We start from the raw sequence: 25,607 nt of genomic DNA, 5'->3' as shown, positions 1-25,607 counted from the left end.
CCTTCTTCTTCATCACGGCCGCTCATTCCTGGACTCTCCAGGCGGAGGCGGGCTGGTGTCTTCTCGTGGACCGTCGACCGTCCCGGTGCCCGGGGCGGTCGGGGCCCGGCCGGAGCGCTCGTTGGCGATGAGCTCCTCCAGCCAGCGGACCTCGCGCTCACAGGCGTCGAGGCCGTGGCGCTGGAGTTCCAGGGTGTACGCGTCGAGACGCTCGGCCGCCCGGGCCAGCACGTCGCGCAGACCCTCGCGGCGCTCCTCGATCTTGCGTCGCCGACCTTCCAGGATCCGCAGGCGGGTGGCCTGGTCGGTGCGGGCGAAGAACGCGAAGTGCACGCCGAAGCCGGTGTCGTCGTAGGTCTCCGGACCGGCCTGGGCGATCAGCTGGGCGAAGCGTTCCTTGCCCTCGGCGGTGATCTTGTAGACCACCCGACCGCGTCGGCTGGTCAGCGCGGGAACCTCCTCGGCGGTCGCCGGTGTCTCGTCGGCTTCGGTGATCCATCCCGCCGCCTGGAGCCGGCGCAGCGTGGGGTAGAGCGAGCCGTAGCTGATGGCCGCCCGGATCGCGCCCAGCTTGGCGGCGAGCTCCTTGCGGAGCTCGTAGCCGTGCATCGGGGACTCCTGGAGCAGGCCGAGGATGGCTAGCTCGAGCACGGGCCATCCTCTCTCTTCCCTGACCACGGACCGGGCGGTCGACGCGATGTATCGGACCGATACATCGCAACTTAGCGGCTCGCCCCCAGCGGGGCAAACCCCTTGGCGGATTCGTGTCGTGACCGAACGTGAGCGTTGTCGCCCGGTCCGGCCGGAGCGCGTACCCTTTGCCGCATGCGTACGCAGCGCCAGGTGGTCGACTACTCGCTCCAGAAGCGAGCGGTGCTGCGTGAGGTCCTGTCCGGCCGGGTCGGCACGTACGACGTCTGCGACGCGTCGCCGTACCTGAAGAACGCGGCCCGGTTCCATGGCGAACCGACCGACCAACGGTGCCCGATCTGCCGACGGGAGAACCTGACCCACGTCCACTACATTTACGGGGACGAACTGAAGCAGTCCGCCGGCCAGGCGCGCACCCGGGACGAACTCCCGGTCCTGGCGCTGACTCTGCGTGAGTTCCAGGTCTTCGTGGTGGAGGTGTGCCTCGGTTGTGACTGGAACCATCTCGTCGAGCAGTTCCAGCTCGGTCGGGACGGCCTGGTCGCGGGCATGGACGACGGGCAGGAACAGGACGCGGTCGGTGGTCCGGCCGCGCGACGGAGGCGAGAGGCGCAACGGTGAACCCCGCGCCTCGGCGGCCGCCGACAACGACGACGAGCGGGACGATCGGCAGCCATTCCGGCGGATCGCCCCGGTCGGCGCAGATACCGCGGCTCCCGTCCCGAGGTGTTCGGGCGGAGAGACCACGTGGCACAGCTCACGGCAAACCGGTGGTGGCGTGTTCGCGTCCCACCGCGACCGGCAGGGTGTGAAGAATGAACTCGTACGGCGATCCCAGTTCCCCGCATGGGCGGGCCCGGATTCCGGGCTCGGACGGTGACCCCGGTCCGGGGGCGGACGACGCGTACCGCCGCCCCGGCGCGGAGAGCCGGGGAACCGGATGGTCTTCCGGGCACGACGGCGCGACACCCAGCGGCCGGGCCACCCCGACACCCCGGGCGGCCGGGTCGAGTGGACGCGCCTCGGTGTCCGGCTCCGCCTCCGTGGCACGTGGGGGCGCCTCCGTGCCGCGTCCCGGCATGGCCCCCCCGATCAGCCCGCCCCCGTCCGGCTCGGCCTCGGTCGGTCGGGCCGGTTCGGGTCGGGCGTCGGTGCCGGTGCCGCCCGCAGCGGGTGGTGCCCCGGCCGGTCGGGCCTCGGTGGGGAACGGCTCCAGCGGCCGGGCCTCGGTCGGCTCGGCGCGTCCGGTGAGCCCCGCTTCGGCCGGTCGCGCCTCGGTGGGCGGCTCCAGCGGTCGCGCCTCGGTCGGCTCGGCCGCCGTGGGCGGCGCGGCGGTCGGCGGGATGGCGGGCCGGGCGACCGTCGCCCGGGCCAGTGTCTCCCCACCCGGCGGTCCCGGTCCGGACACCGGCGGCCCCGCCGGCCCGACCGGTCCCGGCCGGCGTAGCCGCAGTCGCAACGAGGACCCGGACGCCCGGCGGCGGGCGAAGAAGCGCAAGCGGGTGAACATCCTGATCGCCAGCTTCGCGGTCCTGGTCATGCTCGTCGGTGGCGGCGTGGTCGGTTTCACCTACTACTCGACCAAGGTCCCGGTGCCGGACCAGCTGCCGATGCCGCTGGCGACCACCGTCTACACCTACGACATGAAGACCGTGGTGGCCAAGCTCGGCAACGAGAACCGCGAGTTCGTCACCATCAAGGACATCCCGGAGTACGTCCAGAAGGCGGTCGCCGCCGCCGAGGACCGCAACTTCTACGAGCACTCCGGCGTCGACTACAAGGGCATCGCCCGGGCCGCGTGGAACAACTTCACCGGGGGCAGCAAGCAGGGCGCCTCGACGATCACCCAGCAGTACGCCCGCAACGCCTACGAGAGCCTGAAGGACGACACGTACGCCCGGAAGGTGAAGGAGGCGATCCTCGCCTCCAAGCTGAACGAGAAGTACGACAAGCCGACGATCATGCAGCACTACCTGAACACGATCTACTTCGGCCGGAACGCGTACGGCATCGAGGCGGCGTCGAAGGCGTACTTCGGCAAGTCGGTCAGCAAGCTGACCCCGGCGGAGGGGGCGGTGCTCGCCTCGGTGATCAAGCAGCCGGAGCCGAGCGCCACCCACAAGGGCTACGACCCGGCGATCAACCTCCAGGCCGCCCAGGAGCGCTGGACCTACGTGGTCAACGGGATGGTGGAGAAGGGGTGGCTGGACCCGGCCCAGAAGCCAACCGCCTACCCGACGATCCCCAAGATCAAGCAGCCGGACTTCAGCGTGAAGACGCCCAAGGGCAACGTGGTCAACTACGTCCGCCAGGAACTGGACAAGTGGGGCCTCTGCACGGACACCGAGCAGCAGGTGGGCGAGAAGCCCACCTGCTCGAACCTGCTCCGGTCCGAGGGCTACCGGATCAGGACCACCATCGACGCCAAGAAGCAGAACTCTCTGGAAGCGGTCATCCGGCAGAACGCCAAGGGTTCGGAACTCGCCGACCAGCCCAAGAACCTGATGGCCGCCGCGGTGTCGATCGACCCGAAGACCGGCCGGGTGCTCGCCTACTACGGCGGTGACGACGGCACCGGGTTCGACTACGCCGGCAAGAACATGATCGGCGGGCAGTTGACCGGTGGACACCCGCCGGGCTCGTCGTTCAAGGTCTACACCCTGGCCGCCGCGCTGGACGCCGGCATCTCGGTGAACTCGCACTGGGACGCCAAGCCGTTCAAGCCGAAGGGCTTCGCCAACGAGGTCCAGAACGCGGGCCGGGACGTCAGCGCCAACGGCCGCTGCAACCGGTGGTGCACGTTGCAGGAGTCGACCGTCCAGTCGTACAACGTGCCCTTCTACCACGTCAGCACCGAGATCGGCCCGGACAAGATCGTCGACATCGCGCGCCGGGCCGGCATCACCACGATGTGGACCACCTCCGACAACCCGCCGAAGCCGATCGACCTGACCAAGGAGAAGCCGGAGAAGGTCGCGCCGGACCCCTTCTACCACGTGGTCGGCTACGGCCAGTACCCGGTGACCGTGCTGGACCACGCCAACGGCCTCGCCACCCTCGCCAACCAGGGCAAGTACAACAAGGCGCACTTCGTGTACTCGGTCGAGAAGCAGAACGAGGAGACCGGCAAGTGGGAGAAGGTTCCCGGCACCGGTGAGAAGCTCAGCAAGACCGGCGGCCAGCAGGTGATCAAGGCGGAGGTGGCCCGGGAGGTCAGCGCGGTGCTCAAGGAGATCCCGGGCAAGAACAGCCGGGGGCTCGACGACGGCCGGCCGGCGGCCGGCAAGACCGGCACCTGGGAGTACGACAGCAAGGACAACGCGCACGCCTGGATGGTCGGCTACACGCCGCAACTCGCCACCGCCGTCTGGGTCGGCAGCAAGGACTCGAAGAAGCCGTGGATCCGCGACAAGAACGACAAGGACATCGGCGGTAGCGCACTTCCCGGCGCGATCTGGCAGCGGTACATGAACGCCGCCCTCAAGGGCGCTGACAAGAGTTCCCTGCCGGACATCACCAACATCGGTGACCAGAGCAAGGGCAACGGCATCGAGCCGCCGCCCCCGCCGCCGGTCACCCCGCCGCCCGGCCAGAACCCGAACCCGCCCTGCCTCGACCCGCTGAACATCCTCTGCCGCGACGGCGGGGGCACCCCCGGCGGTCCGGGCGGCCCGACCAACCCGGGCACCCCGCCCGGTCCGGGCGGCGGTGGCGGCGGTGACGAGGTGTCGCCACCACCCCGGTACAGCGACGACGACTGAGACAGCACACCGCGCACGGCGGTCGGACCCGGTCCGGCCGCCGTGCGCGTTTTCGCCCCTCGGCACGATGGGCGGGACGCGGGCCCCCCGGGTACGGCAGGATGCCTGGGTATGAGCACGCAGGCGACCGCTGGCATCGACGACGCTGAGCACAGCGACCATCCGTCCCGGTCCGACGGGTTCGTCCGGGGCGCATCCCAGCTCATCGGCGGCCCTCTCGGTGACCACGCGGTCGCCCGAAACCGGCCAGCCGGCTCGGAGCGTCGTTTCTGGACGGCGGTACGGATCGTGCTCGCCCTGACCTGCCTCACCCTGGCCCTGCACTGGGTGCAGAAGTCGCCCTGTCAGGACGGCGCCTGGCAGAACAACATCCAGTACACCCGGTTCTGCTACACCGACGTGCTCGCCCTCTACTACGCCGAGGGCCTCAACGAGGGCAAGGTCCCCTACCGGGACCACCCGGTCGAGTACCCGGTGCTGACCGGGTACTTCATGGGGGCGCTGGGCCTGCCGGTGCACGCCGTCGGGGTGGACGATCCCGGCATCAACCAGGGCATGTGGTTCTACAACCTGAACGCGCTGGTGCTCGGCGCGCTGGCCGTCGTCACGGTCGCCGTCATCCTCGCCCTGCGCCGTCGACGACCGTGGGACGCGGCGCTCTTCGCCCTCGCCCCGGCGTTGCTGCTCACCGCCACCGTCAACTGGGACCTGCTCGCCGTCGGCCTCGGTGCGCTGGGGCTGCTGGCCTGGGCCCGCAGGCGGCCAGCACTGGCCGGGGTGCTGCTCGGCCTGGCCGGCGCGGCCAAGATGTGGCCGCTGTTCGTCCTCGGCCCGATCCTGGTGCTCGCCCTCCGCGCCGGCCGGGTGCGCACCGCACTCACCGCCCTCGGTACGGCGGCCCTGACCGTGGTCGCGGTGAACCTGCCGGCGGCCGTGCCGTACCGGGAGAACTGGGACCGCTTCTTCGAGTTGAACAGCACCCGACCGATCGACTGGGGCACGCTCTGGTACATCGGGCGGTACCTCGACGGAAAGATCAACCCGGGCAGCCCCACCGAACAGGGGCCGTTCGAGTGGTTGAACGCCAACATTTCCACGCTCAACTACCTCTCGTACGCCCTCTTCGGCCTGGCCTGCCTCGGCGTGGCCGGGCTGGCGCTGCTGGCCCCGCGTCGTCCCCGCCTGGCCCAGCTCGCGTTCCTCGTGGTCGCCGCCTTCCTGATCTTCAGCAAGGTCTGGTCCCAGCAGTTCGTGCTCTGGCTGCTGCCCCTGGCGGTGCTGGCCCGACCGCGCTGGGGGGCGTTCCTGGCGTGGCAGGTCGCCGAGGTCTGCTACTTCGTCGCGTTCTACGGCGAACTGCTCGGCTCGGCGACCAGCCGGCCGGTCTTCCCGGAGGGCGTGTTCGTGCTGGCCTCGACGCTTCGGCTGGCCACGGTGGTGCTGCTCTGCGTGCTGATCGTGCGGGACGTCCTGCACCCGGAACGTGACCCGGTCCGTGCCACCTACCCGGACGATCCGGACGGGGGGATGCTCGACGGGGCACCGGACGCGCCCTGGTACACCCGTTGGCGGCAGCGCACGACGGCGCCGGCACCGGAACCGGTCGGTGCCGCCGCGACCTGACCGTCGGTCGCCCGGGACGACTCCGCAGCGCTGGCCCGGGGGTCGCTCCGCAGAGGTGGGTGGCCGACGCGCGCCCCCTCAGAGGTGCGCGCCCCCTCAGAGGTGGTAGACCACCGCGTCGCCGATCTCCTCCCGACGGATGCCGAGCCCGTCGACCGGCAGCTCGACGGCGGCCTCGAACGGGGTACCGGCGGCCTGCGCTCGGGGGACGACCACCGTCCGCACCCCGAGCCGCCGCAGGTGGTCGATGCTGACCGGGTCGGGGAAGGTCTGCGTCGCCTGCCGCGTCTCGGTCAGCTTCATCGGGGTGAAGCCGCTGCCGCCGTTGACCACGTCCGGGAACCGGCTGGTCGTCCAGAGCATCACCGGCTGGTCGAGGTTCTGCCCGCTGGGCAGCACCAGCACCGGTCCCTCCACGGTCCGCATCGCCGCTGGCTGGGGCGGCACCACCGGGTGCGGCGTCGCGTTCAGTCCCTCCACGACCACCAGCAGCAGCGGCAGCAGGGTCGCCGTCCGCAGCCACGGGCCGGGCCAGGGCGGGATCCGCTGGGCGGCGATCTCACGTACCCGCATGGCGAAGGCGGTGAGCGTGCCGGCGGCGAGCAGCCCGAGCAGCAGGGTGGTCCAGAGCATCAGCCGCCCCGGCGTCCGGATGCCGTCCCAGCCGGGCAGGTGCTCGACGAGCGGGACGTAGGTGAAGGTGCCGCCGAAGAACCGGGTGCCCATCGCCAGCACCATGCTGACCAGCACCCCGGCGAGCAGCAGCAGTCGGTGGCGCACCCGCCACACCGAGAAGAACAGCCCACCGAGGGCGAGCGCGTAGAGCACGAAGCCCGGCAGCAGGGTCATCTCCGGGTGCCAGGGCAGCGCGGCCCGCGCTCCTTCGTGCAGGCCGCCCCAGATCCGCGACTCGGCGGGCGCGGTCAGGAAACCGAAGGCCGGCGGCGAGTAGATGTCGATGTCGCCGATGCTGCGCCGGGCGTTCGGGTGCTGCTCCGCCACGGTGAAGTACGGGATGGCCAGCAGCGCGCCGGTCGCGGCGAAGACCAGACCGCCGACCACGTCGGTGATCAGCAGCCGGGCACCGAACGGGTGGCGGACCGGGCGGATCCAGTACCGGCGCAGGTACCAGGTGAGCGTGGCGACCAGCACGACCCCGGCCAGCACGTACGCGAACGGCAGGCCGATGCCGAAGCCGAGGCTGAGCTGCCAGGCGGCGACCAGCCAGCCGGCCAGCGCCCAGCCGGCGTGCCGCCGCTTCGGGCGGTAGCCGTACCGCAGCGACCAGCCGTGCCCCCGGGCCAGCATGGCCAGTGCCAGCGGGATGCCGCCGTTGGAGATGACGTGCAGGTGACCGGCCTGCGCCAGCAGCCAGGGCGCGTACGCGTAGCCCACCCCGGCCGCCGCCGCGCCGATCCGGCCCGCGCCGAGCTGCCGGGCCAGCGCGTACGCCCCCAGGGTGGCCAGCGCGTGCGCGAGCACGAAGAGGATGTTGTAGCGGAGCACGGCGGCCTCGGGGCCGGTGCCGATCATCCCGGCCGGGGCGTACCCGAGGAGGGTGTCGGAGAAGGCGAAGCTCCACGACTCCGGGTAGAAGGTGTTCGCCTGCCACAACTGGGCGGGGTCGGTCAGCAGGATGTGCCCGGACCAGGCGACCTGCCAGGCCTGGAGAGCCGGGTCGTAGTAGTCCTGCGGGAGCGTGTAGAGCGGGTAGCGCAGCGTCGGCCAGGTCAGCAGGACGGCCAGCACCAGTGAGCCGAGGGTCGCCAGCGTCCACTCGTGGACCAGGAAGCGGCCGACCGCGCGCGCCGCCCGCCGGAGCCGACCCGGCACGGTCTCCGGGGCCGGTCCGAACGCCTGCCAGGGGTCCGACGGCTCACCGCCGGCTGCGTCGGCGCGCTCCGTGGCGTCCTTACCGTCCGCGGCCTTTCCGGCGTCCTTGCCGTCCTCGACCTTCTTGCTGTCGTTGGCCTTGCTGTTCTTGGCCTGCCCGCCGTCCTCGACCTTGTTGCTGTTTTTCGCCTTCTCGCCGTCCTGGGGGTCCTCCCGCTTCCCGGTGACGTCCGGGTCCACGTCGTCGCTCGGTTTCCCGGCGTCCTCCGGGGGCGCGGCGACGGTCGTCGTGCCGGCGGCGTTCGCTGCCGTTCCGGCCGGTGCCGGGTCGGCGTCCGGCGTGCTCCCGGGACCCGACGGGTCCGGGGCGGTCACTCCCGTCGCGGTCCGGTCGTCGGCGGTTCCCGGCTCGGCGCCGGTCCGTGTCGTGTCGGACGTCCCGCTGCTCATGCCGGCGTCCCGCCCAGCTGTTGCCGGAGGAAGGCGATGTCGGCACCCTGCCCGTCGACCCCGCCCGGGGTCTCGACGATCACCGGTGCGCCGGCCGCCCGGATCACCGCCACCACCAGTTCCGGGTCGATCGTGCCGCCGGTCAGGTTGTCGTGCCGGTCCCGGCCGGAGTCGAAGGCGTCCTTGGAGTTGTTGGCGTGGATCAGATCGATCCGTCCGGTCACCGCCTTGACCCGGTCCACCAGGTCGAGCAGTTCCTCCCCACCGGCGTGGGCGTGGCAGGTGTCCAGACAGAATCCGACGTCGTAGGCGCCCACCGCGTCCCAGAGCCGGGCCAGCGCGTCCAGCCGGCGGGCGCAGGCGTTCTCCCCGCCGGCGGTGTTCTCGATCAGGACCGGTACGCCGAACCCGCCGTTGTCTGCGGCGTACGCGAAGGTCTTGCGCCAGTTGTCGAAGCCGGTCGCCAGGTCGTCGCCGGCGTTGACGTGACCGCCGTGCACGATCAGCCCCTTCGCGGCGATGGCGGCTGCGGCGGTCGCGTGCCCGAGCAGCAGCTTCCGGCTCGGGATCCGGATCCGGTTGTTGGTCGTGGCGACGTTGATGACGTACGGCGCGTGGACGTAGATGTCCACCTCCGCGGCGCGCAGGCGGTCGGCGTCCTCTCTCGGCTTCGGTGCCTTCCATCCCTGCGGGTCGGAGAGGAAGAACTGCACGGCGTCGGCGGCTCGGGACGCCGCCTCCGCGAGCGGGTCGGCCGAGTCGACGTGGGCTCCGATACGCATGCAGGCGAGCCTACGTGGCGGTCGTCGCCGTCGGGTGACGGCAAGGGGCGTCGTGCGGCCCGCGTCGCGTCGTCCGTGTGGCCCCGCCCCGGCCCGCGTCACCCCGCTCCGGAGTGGTCGTTGACCTGGTGGGAGCCCGATCACCCGCGTGGACCGGGCCACCCACCGTCCTGCGGCCCGGCGGACGACGGGATCACCCCCGGGAGACCGGAATCCCAGCAATTAGGGCATTTCGCTCAACAGGTGGCAACACATGTTGTAGCTTCAGATAACAACACGATATAGCTCCGCGGGGTGCTTCCGGTCCAACCTCATCGGTGTGGTCGTTCCTCCCCAGGTCCCACCCAAGGAATGCGGACCGGGCGCCCCGCGGCCCCAGTGGACCGGGGCCCTCTCCCGTCGTGTGCGACGAGCGGGAGAGGGCCCCGGTCCCCTTTCCGCCCCGGCCCCGCCGGTACGCCACGCGATGTGTCTGGCCGTCGCCGGCATGATCGTCGGGACCGGGTATCCTTGCCCGGTTGCCCGTCGCCGGCTGGGTTCCCCCAGACCGGGCCGGGCACGACGCACGACCTCCTGCCACGGAAGGACCGTGGCCGCCTAGCCCACAGGAGGTGAGCACGTCTTGCGTCATTACGAGATCATGGTGATCCTCGACTCCAGCCTCGAGGAGCGCACCGTCGCCCCGTCGCTCGACACGTACCTGAACGTGATTCGGACTGCGGGTGGCTCGGTGGAGAAGACCGACGTGTGGGGCCGCCGGCGCCTCGCGTACGAGATCAACAAGAAGACTGAGGGCATCTACGCCGTCATCGACCTGCAGGCGACGCCCGCAGCGGTGGCCGAGCTGGACCGTCAGTTGCGTCTCAACGAGTCCGTGCTGCGCACCAAGGTCATCCGGCCGGAGATGCGCTAAGCGTCCACCCCCCGGTTCGCCCGGATCGAACTCGTCGGCTCTGTCGTACGGCTCTGCGAGCCTGTGCAGCGTCTGACGAGTGTGCGAGGAGATGGTCATGGCAGGAGACACCACCATCACGGTCATCGGCAACCTGACCGATGACCCTGAGCTGCGTTTCACCCCCTCGGGTGCGGCGGTCGCCAAGTTCCGGGTCGCATCCACGCCCCGGTTCCTGGACAAGGCCTCCGGCGAGTGGAAGGACGGCGAGCCGTTGTTCCTCTCGTGCACCGTCTGGCGCCAGGTCGCCGAACACGTCGCCGAGTCGCTCCAGCGGGGCGCCCGGGTGATCGTGTCCGGCCGGCTTCGGCAGCGGTCGTACGAGACCCGCGAGGGCGAGAAGCGCACCGTCATCGAGCTTGAGGTCGACGAGATCGGCCCGTCGCTGCGGTACGCCACGGCGAAGGTGCAGAAGATGTCCCGCTCCGGCGGTGGCGGCGGCTTCGGCGGTGGCGGTGGTGGTGGCCAGGGCGGCGGAGGCAACTTCGACGACCCCTGGGCGTCGGCTGCACCGGCCCCCTCCCGCAGCGGTTCGGGCGGCGGAAACTTCGACGAGGAGCCCCCGTTCTAATGGCGCCGAGCGCCCGCGATCGCAAACCAGGAGCACGAGCAATGGCCAAGGCTGCGGCACTGCGCAAGCCGAAGAAGAAGGTGAACCCGCTCGACAAGGACGGGATCACCTACATCGACTACAAGGACACCGCGCTGCTGCGCAAGTTCATCTCCGACCGCGGCAAGATCCGCGCTCGGCGGGTGACCGGCGTCACGTCGCAGCAGCAGCGCCAGATCGCTCGTGCGGTCAAGAACGCCCGTGAGATGGCGCTCCTGCCGTACACGGCCACCACCCGCTGAGAGGAGGCACCGAAATGAAGATCATCCTGACGCAGGAGGTGTCCGGTCTCGGTGCCCCGGGCGACATCATCGAGGTCAAGGACGGCTACGGCCGGAACTACCTGCTTCCGCAGGGCTTCGCGATCGCCTGGACCAAGGGTGCGGAGAAGCAGGTCACGGTGATCAAGCGGGCCCGCTCGGCCCGTGAGATCCGCGACCTCGGCCACGCCAGCGAGGTCAAGACGCAGCTCGAGGGCCTGAAGGTCAACCTGACGGCCCGCGCCGGTGACGGCGGGCGGCTCTTCGGCTCGGTCACCCCGGCCGAGATCGTCGACGCCGTCAAGGCGGCCGGCGGCCCGACCCTCGACCGGCGTCGGCTGGAGCTGCCGGGTCACATCAAGTCGCTCGGCTCGTACCCGGTGCGGATCAAGCTGCACCCCGAGGTCACGGCCAAGTTCGACCTGAACGTGGTCCAGAGCAAGTAACCACGGCACCACCTCCGAGAGGCCCGCACCGACCCGGTGCGGGCCTCTCGGCGTACGGGGGGTGCCGCGGGTGGCGGTCCTCCTCCGGGCAGTCCACCCGGAGCGGTGGCCGGATCAGCCGATCGGCTCGCCGGTCACCGCGCTGATCAGCACCGTGGACAGCCCCCCGCCCACCACCGACGACGCCAACGCCAGCGTCGCCGTACGCCACGTCGTCCCGATTCGCCGCAGCAGCACCGCCACCAGCAGACTCGTCGCCAGCGCCAGCCCGAAGCGTGGCCCCCCGGAGACGAACGAGTCGATCGCGTGCGACCGCGGCGAGTCGCAACCGGCACCGGTGAGGCCCGAGACACAACCGGCCGGGGCCTGACCGCTCAGCGTGAGTAGCCACACGAAGACCGCCAAGGCCGGCAGCAGGTAGCAGCCGACCGTGTAGAGCAGCGATCGGATCCCGCCGAACGGATCCGGATCGAGCAGGTCCTCCTCGATCCGGCGGGCCTGCGGCACCGCCACCACCCGACCCGGACGCGGCCGTGCCCCGGTAGCTGGATGACCCGACAGCCCACCGGGCGACGGCACCGGGGCCGGGCCGCGCGACGACACCGGCGCACCCGACGACACCGGCGCGGGGGCGGGACGATGCTGCGGCACCGGACCCGACCCGGGCCACACGGGCACCGCCGGGGACCGGGGCGCGGACTGCGGCGTCCCCAGCCACCGGGGGTCGGCACCGGAGAGCCGGGTACCGGACCAGAAGCCCCCGGATGACTCCGCCGAGGACCAGGCCCCCGGCTCACGGTCCCGCCGCCGAGGCTGGCCACCCGCCCACTGCCCGGTGTCGGTGAACTCCGACCACCGGTGGCCGCCGTCCGACCACCCGCCACGCCCGGGAGCCAGCGGCCGGTCCCAGCCGTGGACACCCGAGGCGTCCCACGGATCCGGCGACACCGCCGGCTCCCGGTCCGGCCGGTGCCACGCTCCAGGCTCCCGGACCGCCCACTCCGGATCGGCCTCCCGTAACCGGGGCCTGTCCGCCGAGTGCCGGCTCTGTCGGGTCGGCTCTCCCGTGGCACCCTGCTGATGCAGCAACCGGGGCGGCTGCCAGGGCATTTCCTCGGGCCGTCCAGCCGGCCCGACCGGATCTGCCGCCCCCGCCGGCCACACCCCGGAACGGGGGACCGGCGGACCACTGTGCCGGCTCGGTGGTGGACCCGCAGGAGGATCGTCCCGCACAGGCTCCGCCCGGCGGCTTCCGACGTACCCGGGCGGGTCTTCCACCCGCCGCCCCCGAGACTGCTCCGACCAGCCGGCACCGGAGGTCGACACCTCACCGCCCGCCGGCTCCCGCCAGCCCGTCGGCCCGGCGCCCCACCGCCCGGTGCCCCGCCAGCCGAGATCGACCGGGACCCGCTCCTCGTCCGCCGCGTCGTGCCGGTGCCGGCCGCCACCACGCGGATCCGGGACGGACCCGTCCCGCGCCCACCGGGGCACGTGCTCGTCGATTACCCCCGCCCGCTCGTGCTCCCCAGTGGGGCGTCGGCTGCTCGTCCAGTGGCCGGCGGGGAAGGAGGGCTCCGGCTCGGCCGGATCACTCCACGGGAACATCGGCGCACGCTCACGCGAGCTGACCTCATGCGCCCAGTCCCGGTTGCTCACGGCCGGAGCGTGACCCTTCTCCACGAAGTGCGATCCGCTCCGCCAGGTGGAGCCGATGTCCGAGATAGTACGGGACGATGCCGGGCCCGATCGGCCGGGAAAATCTTCCTCCACAGGCTGTGTGGAGAGTTTCCGCAGCTCAAGGCGATTGTGGCCTGGATTACCCGCGAGTTATCCACAGGTTGTGCACAAGCTGCACACACCCAGAGGCGTCCTGTCCACAGGTTGTCCCGAGGCTCGTCCACCGGGTTGCTTGAGCCCTTCACCTCGGGTTCCGTATGGTTGGCCCCCGACCGGCCCCACGATGGCCCCCGATCGCCGGACCGGTCGGCGGCGAGCCGCCACGCCGGTGGCCGGCCGGACGCGATCCGACGCAGCGGAGGGGGGAGCCGGTGTCGGTCACCGACGACATGCGAACAGAGTCCCGGGCCAACGGGCAGTCACCCACCCCGGCCCAGCGGGACGGGCAGTTCGACAAGACCCCGCCCCAGGACGTCGCCGCCGAGCAGTGCGTACTCGGCGGAATGCTGCTGTCCAAGGACGCCATCGCCGACGTCGTCGAGATCCTCAAGACCCACGACTTCTACCGGCCGATCCACGCCACCATCTTCGACACCATCCTGGAGATCTACGGCCGCGGCGAGCCGGCCGACCCGATCACCGTCGCGGCCGCACTGGCCGACTCCGGCGACCTGGTCCGCATCGGCGGCGCCCCCTACCTGCACAGCGTGATCGCCAGCGTGCCGACCGCGGCCAACGCCGCCTACTACGCCCGGATCGTCGCCGAGCGGGCCGTGCTCCGCCGGCTGGTCGAGGCCGGCACCAGGATCGTCCAGCTGGGCTACGGCACCGCCGCCGGCGGCAGCCGCGATGTGGACGACGTGGTCGACCTCGCCCAGCAGGCCATCTACGACGTCACCGAGAAGCGGGTCAGCGAGGACTTCGCCGTCCTCGCCGACATGCTCCAGCCCACCCTCGACGAGATCGAGGCGGTGGGTGCGCAGGGCGGCGTGATGACCGGCGTGCCGACCGGCTTCAGTGACCTGGACCGCCTGCTCAACGGCCTGCATCCCGGCCAGTTGATCATCGTGGCAGGAAGGCCCGGTCTGGGCAAATCAACGGCAAGTATGGATTTTGCCCGAAATGCGGCGATTCGAGCCAACCAGGCTGCGGCCATCTTCTCGCTGGAGATGAGCAAGGTCGAGATCGTCATGCGACTGCTCTCGGCCGAGGCGCGGGTGCCCCTGCACGTGCTGCGGAGCGGGCAGCTCTCCGACGACGACTGGACCAAGCTGGCCCGCTGCATGGGCGAGATCAGCGAGGCGCCGCTCTTCGTCGACGACACCCCGAGCATGAACCTGATGGAGATCAGGTCCAAGGCGCGACGGCTCAAGCAGCGGCACGACCTCAAGATGATCGTGGTGGACTACCTCCAGCTCATGACCTCGCCGAAGCGTACGGAGAGCCGGCAGCAGGAGGTCGCGGACCTGTCCCGAGGGCTCAAGCTGCTCGCCAAGGAGGTCGAGTGCCCGGTCATCGCGGTGAGCCAGCTGAACCGTGGTCCCGAGCAGCGCACCGACAAGCGCCCCCAATTGTCTGATTTGCGGGAGTCCGGCTGCCTGACCGCAGAGAGCCGGGTGGTACGCGCCGACAACAACTCCGAGGTCACGCTTGGAGAGCTGCTCGCGAGCGGGGCACGGGACATCCCGGTGTGGGCCCTGGACGAGAAACTGCGGTACACACCCCGGACGATGACGCATGTGTTCCCGAGTGGGAACCGTGAGGTCTTCCGGATGACCCTCGCCTCCGGCAAGCTGATCGACGCGACGGCGAACCATCCTTTCCTCACCTTCGCCGGATGGGTTCCGCTGGGTGAGCTGGCTACTGGTGCGCGCGTTGCCGCTCCTCGGCACATTCCGCCACCACTAGCCACCCGGCCCTGGCCGGAAGCCGAGGTCGTCATGTTGGCGCATCTCCTCGGTGACGGGTCGTTCGTGCGTCGTCAGCCCATCCGGTACGCCAGTTGCGACGAGCTGAATCTCCAGGCGGTCTCCGAGGCTGCCAAGCACTTCGGGATATCGGCCGTTCGCGACGACTACGCGGCCGCTCGCGTGACGACTCTGCGACTGCCGGCGCCATACCGGTTGGCCAGAGGGCGGCGGAATCCCATTGCCGAGTGGCTTGACGCACTGGGCTTGTTCGGCCTGCGATCGCACGAGAAGTTCATCCCGCAACCGGTGTTCGGACTGCCCAAGGAACAGATCACCACCTTCCTCCGGCACCTCTGGGCGACCGACGGCTCGGTGTGTGTCAACAAGTCGGGCCGAGGTGGTCGGGTGTACTTCAGTTCTACCAGCCGGCGGATGCTGGAGGACATCTCACGTCTACTGCTCAGGTACGGCATCAGCGGGCGGCTCAAGACGGTGCCGGTGGTCCGCCACCGGCCCCAGTACACGCTCGACATCTCGGGTCGAGACGATCAGCTCCGGTTCCTACGGGAAATCGGGGTGCACGGGGCGCGGTCGGCGAACTGTGTGGATCTGCTTACATCGTTGGAAGAGATGGAGAGCAACACCAATGTCGACACGGTGCCGACGGAGGTGTGGACGCGAGTTCGGGAGCTACTGGGCGAGCGCGGAATGACCCATCGTCAGTTCGCGGCGGCAATCGGCACTCAGTTCTGCGGGAGCGCGCTCTGGAAGCGCTCGCCCAGCCGATCGCGACTAGCGAAGATCGCTGCGGTCCTGGACGCGGCCGATCTCGACCTGCACGCCACCAATGACATTTTCTGGGACGAGATCGTGTCGATCGAGTCGATCGGTCACCAGGACGTCTATGACGCCACGGTCATGGGAACCCACAACTTCATCGCGAACGGAATCGCCACGCACAACTCGATCGAGCAGGACGCCGACGTCGTCATCCTTCTGCACCGCGACGACTACTACGACAAGGAGTCGCCCCGGGCGGGGGAGGCGGATTTCATTGTTGCGAAGCATCGGAATGGACCGACCGACACCGTGACCGTGGCCGCGCAACTTCACCTGTCGCGGTTCGTCGACATGGCGATCGTCTGACGGTCGTTCCCATTCCGCGATTCCGGGTCAGCGCACACCGAGCTGACCTGTCGCCGCTTCCACCGTCTGGGCCAGCAGGACCGCGATGGTCATCGGCCCGACCCCGCCCGGGACCGGGGTGATCAGGCTGGCCCGCTCGCGGGCGGAGGCGAAGTCGACGTCACCGACGTTGCCCGGGTTGTGGCCGGCGTCGACCACCACCGCGCCGGGTTTGATGTCCGCCCCGCTGAGGAAGCGCGGGCGGCCGACGGCCGCGACCAGGATGTCGGCCTCGCGGGTGATCGCGGAGAGGTCGGTCGTACGGGAGTGGCAGTAGGTCACCGTGGCGTCCCGCCCGAGCAGGAGCAGTCCGGCCGGTCTGCCCAGGATGGGGCTGCGCCCCACCACCACCACGGCGTGCTTGCCGGCCAGGTCGACCCGGTACTCGTCGAGCAGCCGCAGGATGCCGCCGGGCGTGCAGGAGACGAAGCCGGGCAGCCCGAATCCCATCGCGGCGAAAGAGCGCATGGTGACGCCGTCCACATCCTTCTCCGGGGCGATGGCCTCGAAGGCGGCGCGTTCGTCGATGTGGGCCCCGACCGGGTGCTGGAGCAGGATGCCGTGCACCTCGGGGTCCCGGGACAGTGCGGTGATCGCCCCGACGAGATCGTCCGTGGTGGTCGAGGCGGGCAGGGCCACGTGCCGCGAGCGGATGCCGGCCTGCTCGCAGCGGTTGCGCTTCATCCGGACGTAGGTGACGGAGGCTGGGTCCTCGCCGACCAGCACGGTTGCCAGGCACGGGGCGGTGCCGGTGCGCCGCCGCAGGTCGGTGGCGGTGGCGTCCGCAGGTGAGCGCCTCGTGCTGCCGGAACTCGGTCATGGGGCCGAATGTCGCGCGCCGAACGCCGAACGCCGCACGGCTGGCGGAGCTCCGCCCGGCGACGGGGCGACCGGATCGGTGGGATCCGGTCGCCCCGGCACGGTTCGGCCCGCCGAGCACCGGGTGGGTCAGCCCGGGGGGACGGGCAGCCCGGCCAGCCGTCCGCCAGACCGTCGGGCGGGTCAGTTGCCGGCCGCAAAGCGGGTCGGCGGCGGAGCGCCGGGTGGATCAGCCGAAGAAGTCGCCGAGGAAGCCGTGCTGCTTCTTGCGGCGGTAGTGCCCGTGGTAGCCGTAGTGCTGGTGGCCCTGGCCGCCGTAGGCGGGTGCGGGCGCGGCCGGGTAGCCCGGCGGCGGGGGTGGGGGCGGGGGCACGGTGCCGTAACCGGGCTGGTGTGGCGCGGCACCGGGCGGCGGGGGTGGCGGAGGCGCGTACCCGCCGGGCTGGCCGGGGGTGTGCCCCGGTGCCTGGCCGGGGGGCGGCGGCGTGCCCGGGGTGGTGGCGTGCTGCTTGTTCCAGTTCGCCTCCGCCTCGAACAGCTTTTCGAGTTCGCCGCGATCGAGGAAGATTCCCCGGCAATCGCCGCACTGGTCGACGATGACTCCGCTGCGCTCGTACTGGCGCATGTCTCCTTGGCACTTGGGACAGGTGAGCTGCATTTCTCGACGGTACCCGCTGGGCGTCAGGATGCCGCGGCGAGCGCTCCGGTGACTTCCTGGTCGGAGACCTCGTGGAAGTCGTCGTAGTAGCGGCTGACCGCACCGAAGTCGGGGGGTGTCTGGACGGAGACCACCTGGTCGGCCTCGGTGGCGAGCATGTCGTACGCCTCCTGGGAGCCGACCGGGACGGCGACCACGACGCGGCGGGCACCGAGGTGGCGGGCCACCTGGACGGCGGCGCGGGCGGTGGCGCCGGTGGCGAGGCCGTCGTCGACGACGACGGCGGTCCGGCCGGTCAGGTCCAGAGGTGGCCGGTCGGCCCGGTAGAGCTGTTCCCGGCGTTCCAGTTCGGCCTGTTCGCGGCGGACGACCTGGTCGACCTCGTCGGGGTCGAGGCGGCCGGCCACCGCGTCGTTGAGGACCCGCACGTCGGCGGGGCCGAGTGCGCCGAACGCCACCTCGGGTGCCCAGGGCATGCCGAGCTTGCGGACCACCAGGACGTCCAGGGGCGCTTCCAGTCGGTCGGCGACCACCTGGGCGACCGGGACGCCGCCCCGGACGAGCCCGAGCACGATGACGTCCGGCTGGCCGGCGAGCCCGTTGAGCCGGTCGGCGATCGCCTCGCCGGCCTCGGCGCGGTTGCGGTACGTGGTCATGTCTCCGGTCTACGCCCTGTCGGCCGCTTCCGCAGGAGAGTCGGCCGAACCGGGACGATCGGATTCCGCTGAACCGGGACGATCGGATTCCGCGAGTCGGAGGGCGGGTGCCCAGATCAGGAAGGCGAGCGGGTAGAGCAGGTACCCGAAGCGGGTGGCCGGCATCAGGGCGATCGCGGCGAGCAGCCCGTACCCGCAGACGAGGGCGCCGGTGGCGGCGGTGCGGGGCGGGCGGCGCAGCAGGTGGACGGCGATCGCCAGTCCGGCCGCCACCAGGAGCCCGGCGGCGACGGCCCGGCCGGCGGGAAGGCCGGTGGCGATGAGGTGGCCGGGGAACGGGGACGCGGCCGGACTGGTGACGAGGCCCTGACCGAGGGGGAAGCGCAGCACGTTCTCGACCAGGGCGTCCCGGTCGACGAGGAGGGCGGGCAGGAGGGCGGCGGCGGGCAGGCCGAACGCGGCGGCGGCGAAGCGTCCGGCGGCGCGGCGGGTGACGGCCCAGAAGAGCAGGACGAGGGCGACCGGCCAGGCGAACAGCTTGAGTGCTCCGGCGAGGCCGACGGCGAGGCCGGCACGGCCGGGTTGGCCGGTGGCGGCGTGGGCGAGGGCGAGCAGGCAGAGCGCGAGGACGGGTAGGTCGTCGCCGCCGGTGGCGAGGGTGAGCGCACAGATCGGCAGGACGGTGGCGGCTTGGACGGCGCGCAGCAGGGCGGCGTCGCGGCGGGCGCGGTGCCGGGTGGCGCCGTCGGGAAGGGTGCCGTTGCGGAGCGTGCGGACGGCGAGGGCGAGGACGAGTGCGGTGGCCAGGGCGAACCAGATCCGCGCGTCGGTCCACCAGGTGTCGAGGGCGGCCCGGGGCAGGCCGAAGAGGGCCATGCCGGGTTGGTACGGGGTGTAGCCGAGCAGCTGTTCCCCCGGTGGCAGGGCGGCGATGGCGTCGTGGCCGAGGTAGGGGGTGCCGTCGTGGAGCAGCCGCGCGCCGGAGTGCTCGACGACGACGACCTCCTCCTGGGCCCGGTCGGTTCGTCCGGCCGACCGCTGCATGGCCTGCCAGCCGAGCGGGAGGAGTGCGGTGGTCGTCCAGGCCAGGGCGGTGACCGCCGAGCGGGCCGTGGTGCCGGCCAGTGGATTGTCGGGGTGGCGTCGGTGGGCGAGGAGTTGACCGGCCGCGAGGAGGGCCGCGACCAGGTAGCCGATGGCCGCGACCGCACCCCAGGCCCGGTGGGGCGGGAGGGTGGAGGTGACGGCGGTGATTCCGGCGAAGGCGGCCGAGACGGCGTAGAGGCCGAGGTCGAGGGAGAGCCCGCCGGCCGCGCCGTCGATCGCCTGCCAGGTCCGGCGGGCGCGTGGGGCGGCTGGCCCGACGGCGGGTGTGGAGCTGCTGCGGGGCGCGGGCCGACTGGTCACCCGGGAGAGTGTGGCAGACGGTCGGTCCGGTTCCGTCCGTTCGGTCGGCGGCCGGGGGCGAGGCGGATCACCGCACCGGCGTCGTGCAGGGGCGGGGCGAGGGTGCCGGGTCGGCCGCCGGCCCCGCGGTGCAGGGCGGCGAGGAAGCGGTTGGCGGGCATCGGGCGGGCGAAGAGGTGGCCCTGGCCGGCGAGGCAGCCGAGTTCCCAGAGCGCGCGGCGTTGCGGTTCGCTCTCCACACCCTCGGCGACGACGGTGAGGTCGAGGCTGCGCCCGAGGTCGAGGGTGGAGCGGATGACGGCGGTCGCCTCGGCGGAGCTCTCCATGTCGGTGACGAAGGTCCGGTCGATCTTGATCTCGTGCACCGGGATCCGGGACAGCAGGGAGAGCGAGGAGTAGCCGGTGCCGAAGTCGTCCAGGGCGAGGCGGACGCCCTCGTCGCGGAGCCGGCCGAGGACCCGGTCGACGATGTCGAGCTGGCTGAGTGTGAGGTTCTCGGTCAGCTCCAGCATCAGCCGGTCGGGGGGGAGGTCGTGGGCGCGCAGCCGGGCGAGCACCGAGCCGGCGAAGCGGGCGTCGAGCAGGCTGCGCGGGGAGACGTTGACCGCGACCGGGATGTCGAAGCCGGCTTCCCGCCAGCCGACCAGGGCGAGGAGGGCCTGGTCGAGGACGCTCTCGGCGAAGGCGGGGAGGAGACCGGAGCGTTCCACGGCCTCCAGGAAGCGGGCCGGGTCGACGGTGCCGTTGGTGGGGTGGTGCCAGCGGGCGAGTGCCTCGGCGCCGACCACCTCGCCGGTGGCGAGGTCGACGATGGGCTGGAAGTTGACCGCGAACTCGTGGTCGGCGACGGCCCGGGGCAGGTCGCCGCCGAGGGCGAGCCGGCCGAGGTCGGCGGTGTCCCGGGCGGGGGTGTAGCTGGCGATCCGCTGGCCGTTGCGTTTGGCCTGGTACATGGCGACGTCGGCGCGGCGGAGCAGTTCGGCCATGCCGCCGCTGCCCGGTGCGGTGGCGATGCCGCCGCTGGCCTCGACGCTGATCCGCATGCCGTCCAGGTCGAAGGGTTCGTGCAGGGCGGTGAGCAGGGCCTCGGTGCGGTGGGCGGCCATCGCCGGGGCGGGTAGTCCGCGCAGGAGGACGGCGAACTCGTCGCCGCCGAGCCGGGCGACCAGGTCGTCGTCGCGGGTCGCGTCACGTAGCCGGGCGGCCACCTGCACCAGGATCCGGTCCCCGGCGGCGTGGCCGAGGGTGTCGTTGATCTCCTTGAAGTGGTTCAGGTCGATCAGGGCGAGGGCGGTGACGCCGTCGGCGTGGCGGCCGTTGAGCTGTGCGCTGCCCTGGTCGAGCAGGTGCCGACGGTTGGCCAGGCCGGTGAGGGCGTCGTGGGTGGCGGCGTACGCGTGGTCGGCGGCGGCCCGGGCCAGTTCGGCGTACGCCTGGGCGTTGCGGACCGCCGTGCACAGGGCCGAGGCGAAGGTCCGCAGGGTGTACTGCTCGCGTTCGTTGAGGCGTACCGGGCCGCGGAAGCGCAGGCGTAGCAGCCCGACGTCGAGGGTGCGGTCGTGTCCCTCCAGCGGGATGGGGATGACCGAGCCGTCCACGGTGGTGGGCTCTCCGCCGGGGCCGTCGTAGGTGATCGTGTGGCTGTTGCCGCGGACGCTGCGCGGGCCGTCGTGCAGTTCGACCTCGACCTCGTCGGCGGAGAAGAGTTCGGCTGCCTGGGTGACCGCGGTGGTGAGGACGCGGTTGAGGTCCACCGAGTTGAGCGCGTCGGTGGTCCGGGCCAGTCGCTGCCAGGCCTGCTGCTCGGTGCGGGTCTGGATGCGGTGCGAGTAGGCCAGGTGCAGGCTGATCACGAGCGGCGGGACGGCCAGCAGCAGCCGGGTGTCGGCCTGGAGGATGACCAGTGTGCAGAGGGCGACCGCGAAGCGCACCGCGAAGCCGGTGAGGCGCAGGTCGAGGTTGCTGCGGAACTGGCGGGAGACGCGGGTGCGGGAGGCGAGCGCGATGACCGGGATGGCCAGCAGGTCGTCGACGAGGGCCGCGGCGAGGTAGGCGACGGCCACGGGTACGACGAGGTCGGCGAGGCCGGCCGGGGGCCACGACCAGTCCAGCGCGACCAGGACGAGGCCGGCGGTGCCGGCGACGAGCACGTTCTTGCCGATGCCGAAGGCCCGCTTGATGGCGGGCAGCTTGCGTGAGGCCAGGGCGACGGCGAGGCCGGTGCAGAAAATCACCCACGGCGTGGGGGCGATCGCCACACCGATGATGATTGCCGTTTCGTTCCAGCTGATCGAATGCGTGGTCGACCGGATACGAATTCGCGCCTTCGTCGATGCGCTGACGAAGATCATTAGGGTGAGCATGGCCAGCAGCGCGACGTCACCGGCGGTCGTCGGGACTCGGGTGAGCACGACGGCGCAGACCGCCGCCACCTCGACACCCAGGGCCACCACGACGACGAGACCGACAAGCAGTCGAAGCTGCCGATCGGTCTCATTCATGTGTCGCCTGAGAACAGCCACAGTTCGTCCCCGGGGTTCGCTGGCCTGTGCAGCGTACCGCAGGGAATCGTCGCTTCCCGGGTCTAATTCACTCCCACTCGCTGCCACGCATGGCCCGACCCTTTCTGCCCCTCCGCCCCCCGTACGGGGGGCGGCTCCTGCCTGCTCTAGCTGCAGCTTAGGCAAGGGTATGGCAGTTTAGGTACGATAAATGTCGCTATATGCAACATTAGTTAAGAGTCCGACCTTTTGTTACTTTCCGTCCATCCAGCCTGAGCGGAGCGGCGTGAACCGCTTTCGCTCCGCATTCAAACTGTCGCTTGTCGCTGCCGATTGCACACCGGCGGGTTGGCGGGGTGGACCCGCCCTTCCGGTGGGTCCGTCGGTGACCGGATGGTCACTCAGGGCGGAAGAAGTCGGTCGACGTGACTCGCCAATGACGGTCATTGTGGGCACTTCTGATCCTCCGGAATTGCCCGAGAAGCGGAGAGTAATCGTGGTGCGGTCATCGGGGAGTGGTCGGGTCCGTGGCACCACCGGTTCGTGGACGCCTTTGCTGTGCATCTTCGGGGATTCCCCGGGCATTTGGAAACCCCGCCGGGAGTGAGCAACTCCACCGTCGCCCTGTGCCCGGCCCCGGGTGACCGCGCCGGGCGTCGTGGCGGGGTTAGGCTCACCGGCGTGACCGATCCCGCGCAGTTGACGCATCTCGACCCGGCGGGCGCGGCCCGCATGGTCGACGTCTCCGCCAAGCCGGTCTCCGGCCGCCGGGCCGTCGCCGCCGGTCGGCTGCGGACCACGCCCGAGGTGATCGGGCTGCTCCGGCGGGACGGCCTGCCCAAGGGCGACGCGCTCGCCGTGGGTCGCCTCGCCGGCATCATGGGCGCCAAGCGGACGCCGGACCTGATCCCGCTCTGCCACCCGATCGCCCTGCACGGGGTGACCGTGGACTTCGAGTTGACCGAGGACACGGTGGAGATCACCGTCACCACGCGGACCGCGGACCGGACCGGCGTGGAGATGGAGGCGCTCACCGCGGTCGCCACCGCCGGGCTCGCCCTGGTCGACATGGTCAAGGCCGTCGACCCGGCGGCTTCCGTCGACGGGGTACGCGTACTCCGCAAGGAGGGCGGTAAGACCGGCGACTGGCGGCGGCCGGAGGACCGGCCGTGATCCGGGCCCGCGTGATCGTGGCGTCCAACCGTGCCGCCGCCGGGGTGTACGCCGACACCAGCGGCCCGATCCTCGTCGCCGGCCTGCGGGACCTCGGCTGCGCGGTCGACGACCCGGTGGTGGTGCCCGACGGGGAGCCGGTCGGGGAGGCGTTGCGGGCCGCCGTCGCCGACGACGTCGACGTCGTGCTGACCAGCGGCGGCACCGGAGTCACCCCCACGGACCGGACCCCGGACGTCACCCGGGCGGTCCTCGACCACGAGATCCCCGGCATCGCGGAGGCCATCCGCGCGCACAGCCGGGCCACCGTACCGACCGCGGTGCTCTCCCGGGGGCTCGCCGGGGTGGCCGGACGGACCCTGGTGGTGAACCTTCCCGGCTCCACCGGCGGGGCCCGGGACGGGCTGGCCGTGCTCGGTCCGATCCTCGCGCACACCGTCGACCAGCTGCGGGGCGGCGACCACTGACCGGCCCTACCGGGACGCGCGCCGGGCATCCCCCACCCCGATAGGGTGGTCGGCGTGAGCGTGCGCAGTGAGTCGACCGGGACGACCGCCGTCGGGGAGCCGACCGGCGCACCCCCACCGGCCCGCTGGGAGGAGGCCCGCGCCCGGGTCTACGCGGTCGGCCTGGCCGCCGCGCTCCCCGTGGTCACCCGGCCGCTCGCCGAGGCCGACGGGCACACCCTCGCCGAGCCGCTGACGCCCCGTACCGATCTGCCCGCCTTCCCCACCTCCAGCGTGGACGGCTGGGCGGTGCGCGGGCCGGGGCCATGGCGGGTCGTCGGCCGGGTCCTCGCCGGTAGCGCACCGGAGCCGTTGACCGGGGACGGTACGACGGTCGAGATCGCCACCGGCGCGATGGTGCCCGAGGGCACCTCCGCCATCCTGCGGATCGAGGAGTCCACGCGCACCGCCGACGGCCGGGTGGACGGCACGCCCCGACCGGCCCCCGAGTGGCGGCCGACCGGCGAGGAGGCCCGGGCCGGTGAGGAACTCCTGCCCGCCGGCACCCCGGTCGACCCGGGGCTGATCGGGCTGGCCGCCTCCTGCGGCCACGACTCGCTGGCGGTCCGCCGGCCACCCCGGGCCGCGCTGATCGTCTTCGGCGACGAACTGCTCACCACCGGTCCGCCTGCTGCCGGCCGGGTCCGCGACGCGCTCGGCCCGGCGGTGCCGGCCTGGCTGCGGCGGTACGGCTGCCAGGTGCGCCCCGCCGACGTCGTCGGCCCGGTCGCCGACACGCTCCCGGCCCACGTGGCCGCCCTGCGCGCCGCCCTGACCGGTGCGGACCTGGTCTGCACCACCGGCGGGACCATGCACGGGCCGGTCGACCACCTGCACCCCGCCCTCCAGGCACTCGGTGCCGACTACGTGGTCAACACCGTGGCGGTCCGGCCCGGCTTCCCGATGCTCCTGGCCCGGCTGGTCGGCGACGACGGCCGGGCCCGCTTCGTCGCCGGGCTGCCCGGCAACCCGCAGTCGGCGATCGTCGCGCTGGTCTCCCTGGTGGCACCGTTGCTCGCCGGTCTCCAGGGTCGACCGATGCCGGTGCTGCCGTCCGCCACCCTGGCCGAGCCGATCCGGGGCCGGGGCTCCTACACCCACCTGGCCCTGGTCCGGGTGGACGCCGCGACCGGCACCGCCCACCCGGTCCACCACGTCGGCTCCGCGATGCTGCGCGGGCTGGCCGGCGCGGACGGGTTCGCGGTGATCCGGCCGGACACCACCGGGGAGGCGGGGGCGCGCGTACCGGTCGTGCCGCTGCCGCTGCTGCCCGGGGAGCGTCCGTCATGACCGTCCACCCGGCCGCCGGTCGCACGGTGATCGCCGAGGTCACCACCGCGCCGCTGGACGTCGCCGCCCACGAGGCGGCGGTCGCCGACCGGCGGGCCGGTGCGGTGGTCACCTTCCTGGGCGTGGTCCGCGACCACGACCACGGCCGGTCGGTGGACGCGCTGGAGTACGAGGGGCACCCCAGCGCCGCCGAGGTGCTCCGTGCGGTGGCCGCCGAGGTGGCCGCCGACCCGGACGTGTACGCGGTCGCCGTGTCGCACCGCATCGGCCCCCTGGAGATCGGGGACGCCGCCCTGGTCGCGGCGGTGAGTACCGCCCACCGGGCGGCGGCCTTCGCCACCTGTGCCCGTCTGGTCGACGAGGTGAAGGCGCGACTGCCGATCTGGAAACGGCAGGTCTTCGCCGACGGCACCGAGGAGTGGGTCAACTGCCCGTGACCGGGCGGGACGCCGGTTCG

The 25,607-nt window shown here is 71.8% G+C and carries 22 protein-coding genes; 12 read left to right on the top strand and 10 right to left on the bottom strand.

What is annotated here, in order from left to right; translation table 11 throughout:
- Nucleotides 1-12: 12 nt before the first annotated feature.
- Nucleotides 13-651: a PadR family transcriptional regulator gene (locus IGA62_RS12960; protein ID WP_091454001.1), complete on the bottom strand. Its 639-nt coding sequence runs from the start codon at nt 649-651 to the stop codon at nt 13-15.
- 174 nt (nt 652-825) lie between these two features.
- Between IGA62_RS12960 and IGA62_RS12955 the strand changes: the two genes are divergently transcribed.
- Nucleotides 826-1,272 carry a DUF5318 domain-containing protein gene (locus tag IGA62_RS12955; protein ID WP_145821338.1) on the top strand — a complete coding sequence of 149 codons (447 nt, stop codon included), beginning with the start codon at nt 826-828 and terminating at the stop codon, nt 1,270-1,272.
- A gap of 136 nt (nt 1,273-1,408) precedes the next feature.
- On the opposite strand, the gene IGA62_RS30940 is transcribed toward IGA62_RS12955, so the two are convergent.
- Complete coding sequence (locus tag IGA62_RS30940) at nt 1,409-2,161, bottom strand: hypothetical protein (protein ID WP_377464648.1); 753 nt, start codon at nt 2,159-2,161, stop codon at nt 1,409-1,411.
- Here IGA62_RS30940 and IGA62_RS12950 point away from each other — a divergent pair.
- Nucleotides 2,154-4,412, top strand: a complete 2,259-nt coding sequence (locus IGA62_RS12950; RefSeq protein ID WP_377464650.1) for a transglycosylase domain-containing protein — start codon at nt 2,154-2,156, stop codon at nt 4,410-4,412. The genes IGA62_RS30940 and IGA62_RS12950 overlap by 8 nt on opposite strands.
- Before the next feature lie 111 nt (nt 4,413-4,523).
- Complete coding sequence (locus IGA62_RS12945; protein WP_145821340.1) at nt 4,524-6,035, top strand: glycosyltransferase family 87 protein; 1,512 nt, start codon at nt 4,524-4,526, stop codon at nt 6,033-6,035.
- A 96-nt stretch (nt 6,036-6,131) separates the two neighbouring features.
- Here the strand turns inward: IGA62_RS12945 and IGA62_RS12940 are convergent, their stop codons facing one another.
- Both IGA62_RS12940 and IGA62_RS12935 read right to left on the bottom strand, forming a co-directional pair.
- On the bottom strand, nt 6,132-8,318 hold the full coding sequence (locus IGA62_RS12940) for a hypothetical protein (RefSeq protein ID WP_232624997.1): 2,187 nt from the start codon (nt 8,316-8,318) through the stop codon (nt 6,132-6,134).
- Entirely contained in the window at nt 8,315-9,100 is a 786-nt protein-coding gene (locus tag IGA62_RS12935; RefSeq protein WP_145821342.1) for a deoxyribonuclease IV, read from the bottom strand. The genes IGA62_RS12940 and IGA62_RS12935 overlap by 4 nt, the downstream gene beginning before the upstream one ends.
- A gap of 622 nt (nt 9,101-9,722) precedes the next feature.
- Here IGA62_RS12935 and rpsF point away from each other — a divergent pair.
- From rpsF to rplI, 4 genes are all read left to right on the top strand, one after another.
- A complete protein-coding gene (gene rpsF / locus IGA62_RS12930; protein ID WP_091453967.1) occupies nt 9,723-10,013 on the top strand; it encodes a 30S ribosomal protein S6 in 291 nt (96 codons plus the stop codon).
- A 79-nt stretch (nt 10,014-10,092) separates the two neighbouring features.
- Nucleotides 10,093-10,623: a single-stranded DNA-binding protein gene (locus tag IGA62_RS12925; protein ID WP_186500092.1), complete on the top strand. Its 531-nt coding sequence runs from the start codon at nt 10,093-10,095 to the stop codon at nt 10,621-10,623.
- A 41-nt stretch (nt 10,624-10,664) separates the two neighbouring features.
- Nucleotides 10,665-10,904 (top strand): 30S ribosomal protein S18, encoded by a 240-nt coding sequence (rpsR, locus tag IGA62_RS12920; protein ID WP_013289355.1) that lies wholly within the window; start codon nt 10,665-10,667, stop codon nt 10,902-10,904.
- A gap of 14 nt (nt 10,905-10,918) precedes the next feature.
- Nucleotides 10,919-11,368, top strand: a complete 450-nt coding sequence (gene rplI / locus IGA62_RS12915) for a 50S ribosomal protein L9 (RefSeq protein WP_091453959.1) — start codon at nt 10,919-10,921, stop codon at nt 11,366-11,368.
- Between the two features lie 114 nt (nt 11,369-11,482).
- Here rplI and IGA62_RS12910 read toward each other — a convergent pair whose 3' ends face one another.
- On the bottom strand, nt 11,483-11,875 hold the full coding sequence (locus IGA62_RS12910; protein ID WP_145821347.1) for a hypothetical protein: 393 nt from the start codon (nt 11,873-11,875) through the stop codon (nt 11,483-11,485).
- 1,559 nt (nt 11,876-13,434) lie between these two features.
- Between IGA62_RS12910 and IGA62_RS12905 the strand changes: the two genes are divergently transcribed.
- On the top strand, nt 13,435-16,101 hold the full coding sequence (locus tag IGA62_RS12905; protein WP_145822253.1) for a replicative DNA helicase: 2,667 nt from the start codon (nt 13,435-13,437) through the stop codon (nt 16,099-16,101).
- A 27-nt stretch (nt 16,102-16,128) separates the two neighbouring features.
- Here the strand turns inward: IGA62_RS12905 and IGA62_RS12900 are convergent, their stop codons facing one another.
- From IGA62_RS12900 to IGA62_RS12880, 5 genes are all read right to left on the bottom strand, one after another.
- Nucleotides 16,129-16,905: a bifunctional 5,10-methylenetetrahydrofolate dehydrogenase/5,10-methenyltetrahydrofolate cyclohydrolase gene (locus tag IGA62_RS12900; RefSeq protein WP_145821349.1), complete on the bottom strand. Its 777-nt coding sequence runs from the start codon at nt 16,903-16,905 to the stop codon at nt 16,129-16,131.
- Between the two features lie 283 nt (nt 16,906-17,188).
- Entirely contained in the window at nt 17,189-17,617 is a 429-nt protein-coding gene (locus IGA62_RS12895; protein WP_145821351.1) for a TFIIB-type zinc ribbon-containing protein, read from the bottom strand.
- A 23-nt stretch (nt 17,618-17,640) separates the two neighbouring features.
- Nucleotides 17,641-18,273 (bottom strand): phosphoribosyltransferase, encoded by a 633-nt coding sequence (locus IGA62_RS12890; RefSeq protein WP_145821353.1) that lies wholly within the window; start codon nt 18,271-18,273, stop codon nt 17,641-17,643.
- A gap of 9 nt (nt 18,274-18,282) precedes the next feature.
- Entirely contained in the window at nt 18,283-19,680 is a 1,398-nt protein-coding gene (locus tag IGA62_RS12885; RefSeq protein ID WP_377464654.1) for a glycosyltransferase 87 family protein, read from the bottom strand.
- A complete protein-coding gene (locus IGA62_RS12880) occupies nt 19,677-22,181 on the bottom strand; it encodes a putative bifunctional diguanylate cyclase/phosphodiesterase (protein ID WP_145821355.1) in 2,505 nt (834 codons plus the stop codon). Before IGA62_RS12880 ends, IGA62_RS12885 begins: the two co-directional genes overlap by 4 nt.
- A gap of 681 nt (nt 22,182-22,862) precedes the next feature.
- Between IGA62_RS12880 and moaC the strand changes: the two genes are divergently transcribed.
- Genes moaC through IGA62_RS12860 form a run of 4 tightly spaced genes read left to right on the top strand, consistent with a single transcriptional unit; the run spans nt 22,863 to nt 25,587 of the window.
- The gene (gene moaC, locus IGA62_RS12875) at nt 22,863-23,354 is read left to right on the top strand and encodes a cyclic pyranopterin monophosphate synthase MoaC (RefSeq protein ID WP_145821357.1); all 492 of its coding nucleotides are present in this window, start codon (nt 22,863-22,865) and stop codon (nt 23,352-23,354) included.
- Entirely contained in the window at nt 23,351-23,821 is a 471-nt protein-coding gene (locus IGA62_RS12870; RefSeq protein WP_145821359.1) for a MogA/MoaB family molybdenum cofactor biosynthesis protein, read from the top strand. The genes moaC and IGA62_RS12870 overlap by 4 nt, the downstream gene beginning before the upstream one ends.
- Before the next feature lie 60 nt (nt 23,822-23,881).
- Complete coding sequence (locus IGA62_RS12865; protein ID WP_145822255.1) at nt 23,882-25,150, top strand: molybdopterin molybdotransferase MoeA; 1,269 nt, start codon at nt 23,882-23,884, stop codon at nt 25,148-25,150.
- Nucleotides 25,147-25,587, top strand: coding sequence for a molybdenum cofactor biosynthesis protein MoaE (locus IGA62_RS12860; RefSeq protein ID WP_145821361.1), 441 nt, complete (start codon nt 25,147-25,149; stop codon nt 25,585-25,587). The genes IGA62_RS12865 and IGA62_RS12860 overlap by 4 nt, the downstream gene beginning before the upstream one ends.
- Nucleotides 25,588-25,607 lie beyond the last annotated feature (20 nt).

This window comes from Micromonospora sagamiensis, from assembly GCF_014680085.1.
Lineage (GTDB): Bacteria > Actinomycetota > Actinomycetes > Mycobacteriales > Micromonosporaceae > Micromonospora > Micromonospora inyonensis.
Note: the sequence above shows the minus strand (reverse complement) of the source record. Positions and strands in the feature narration are given on the sequence as shown.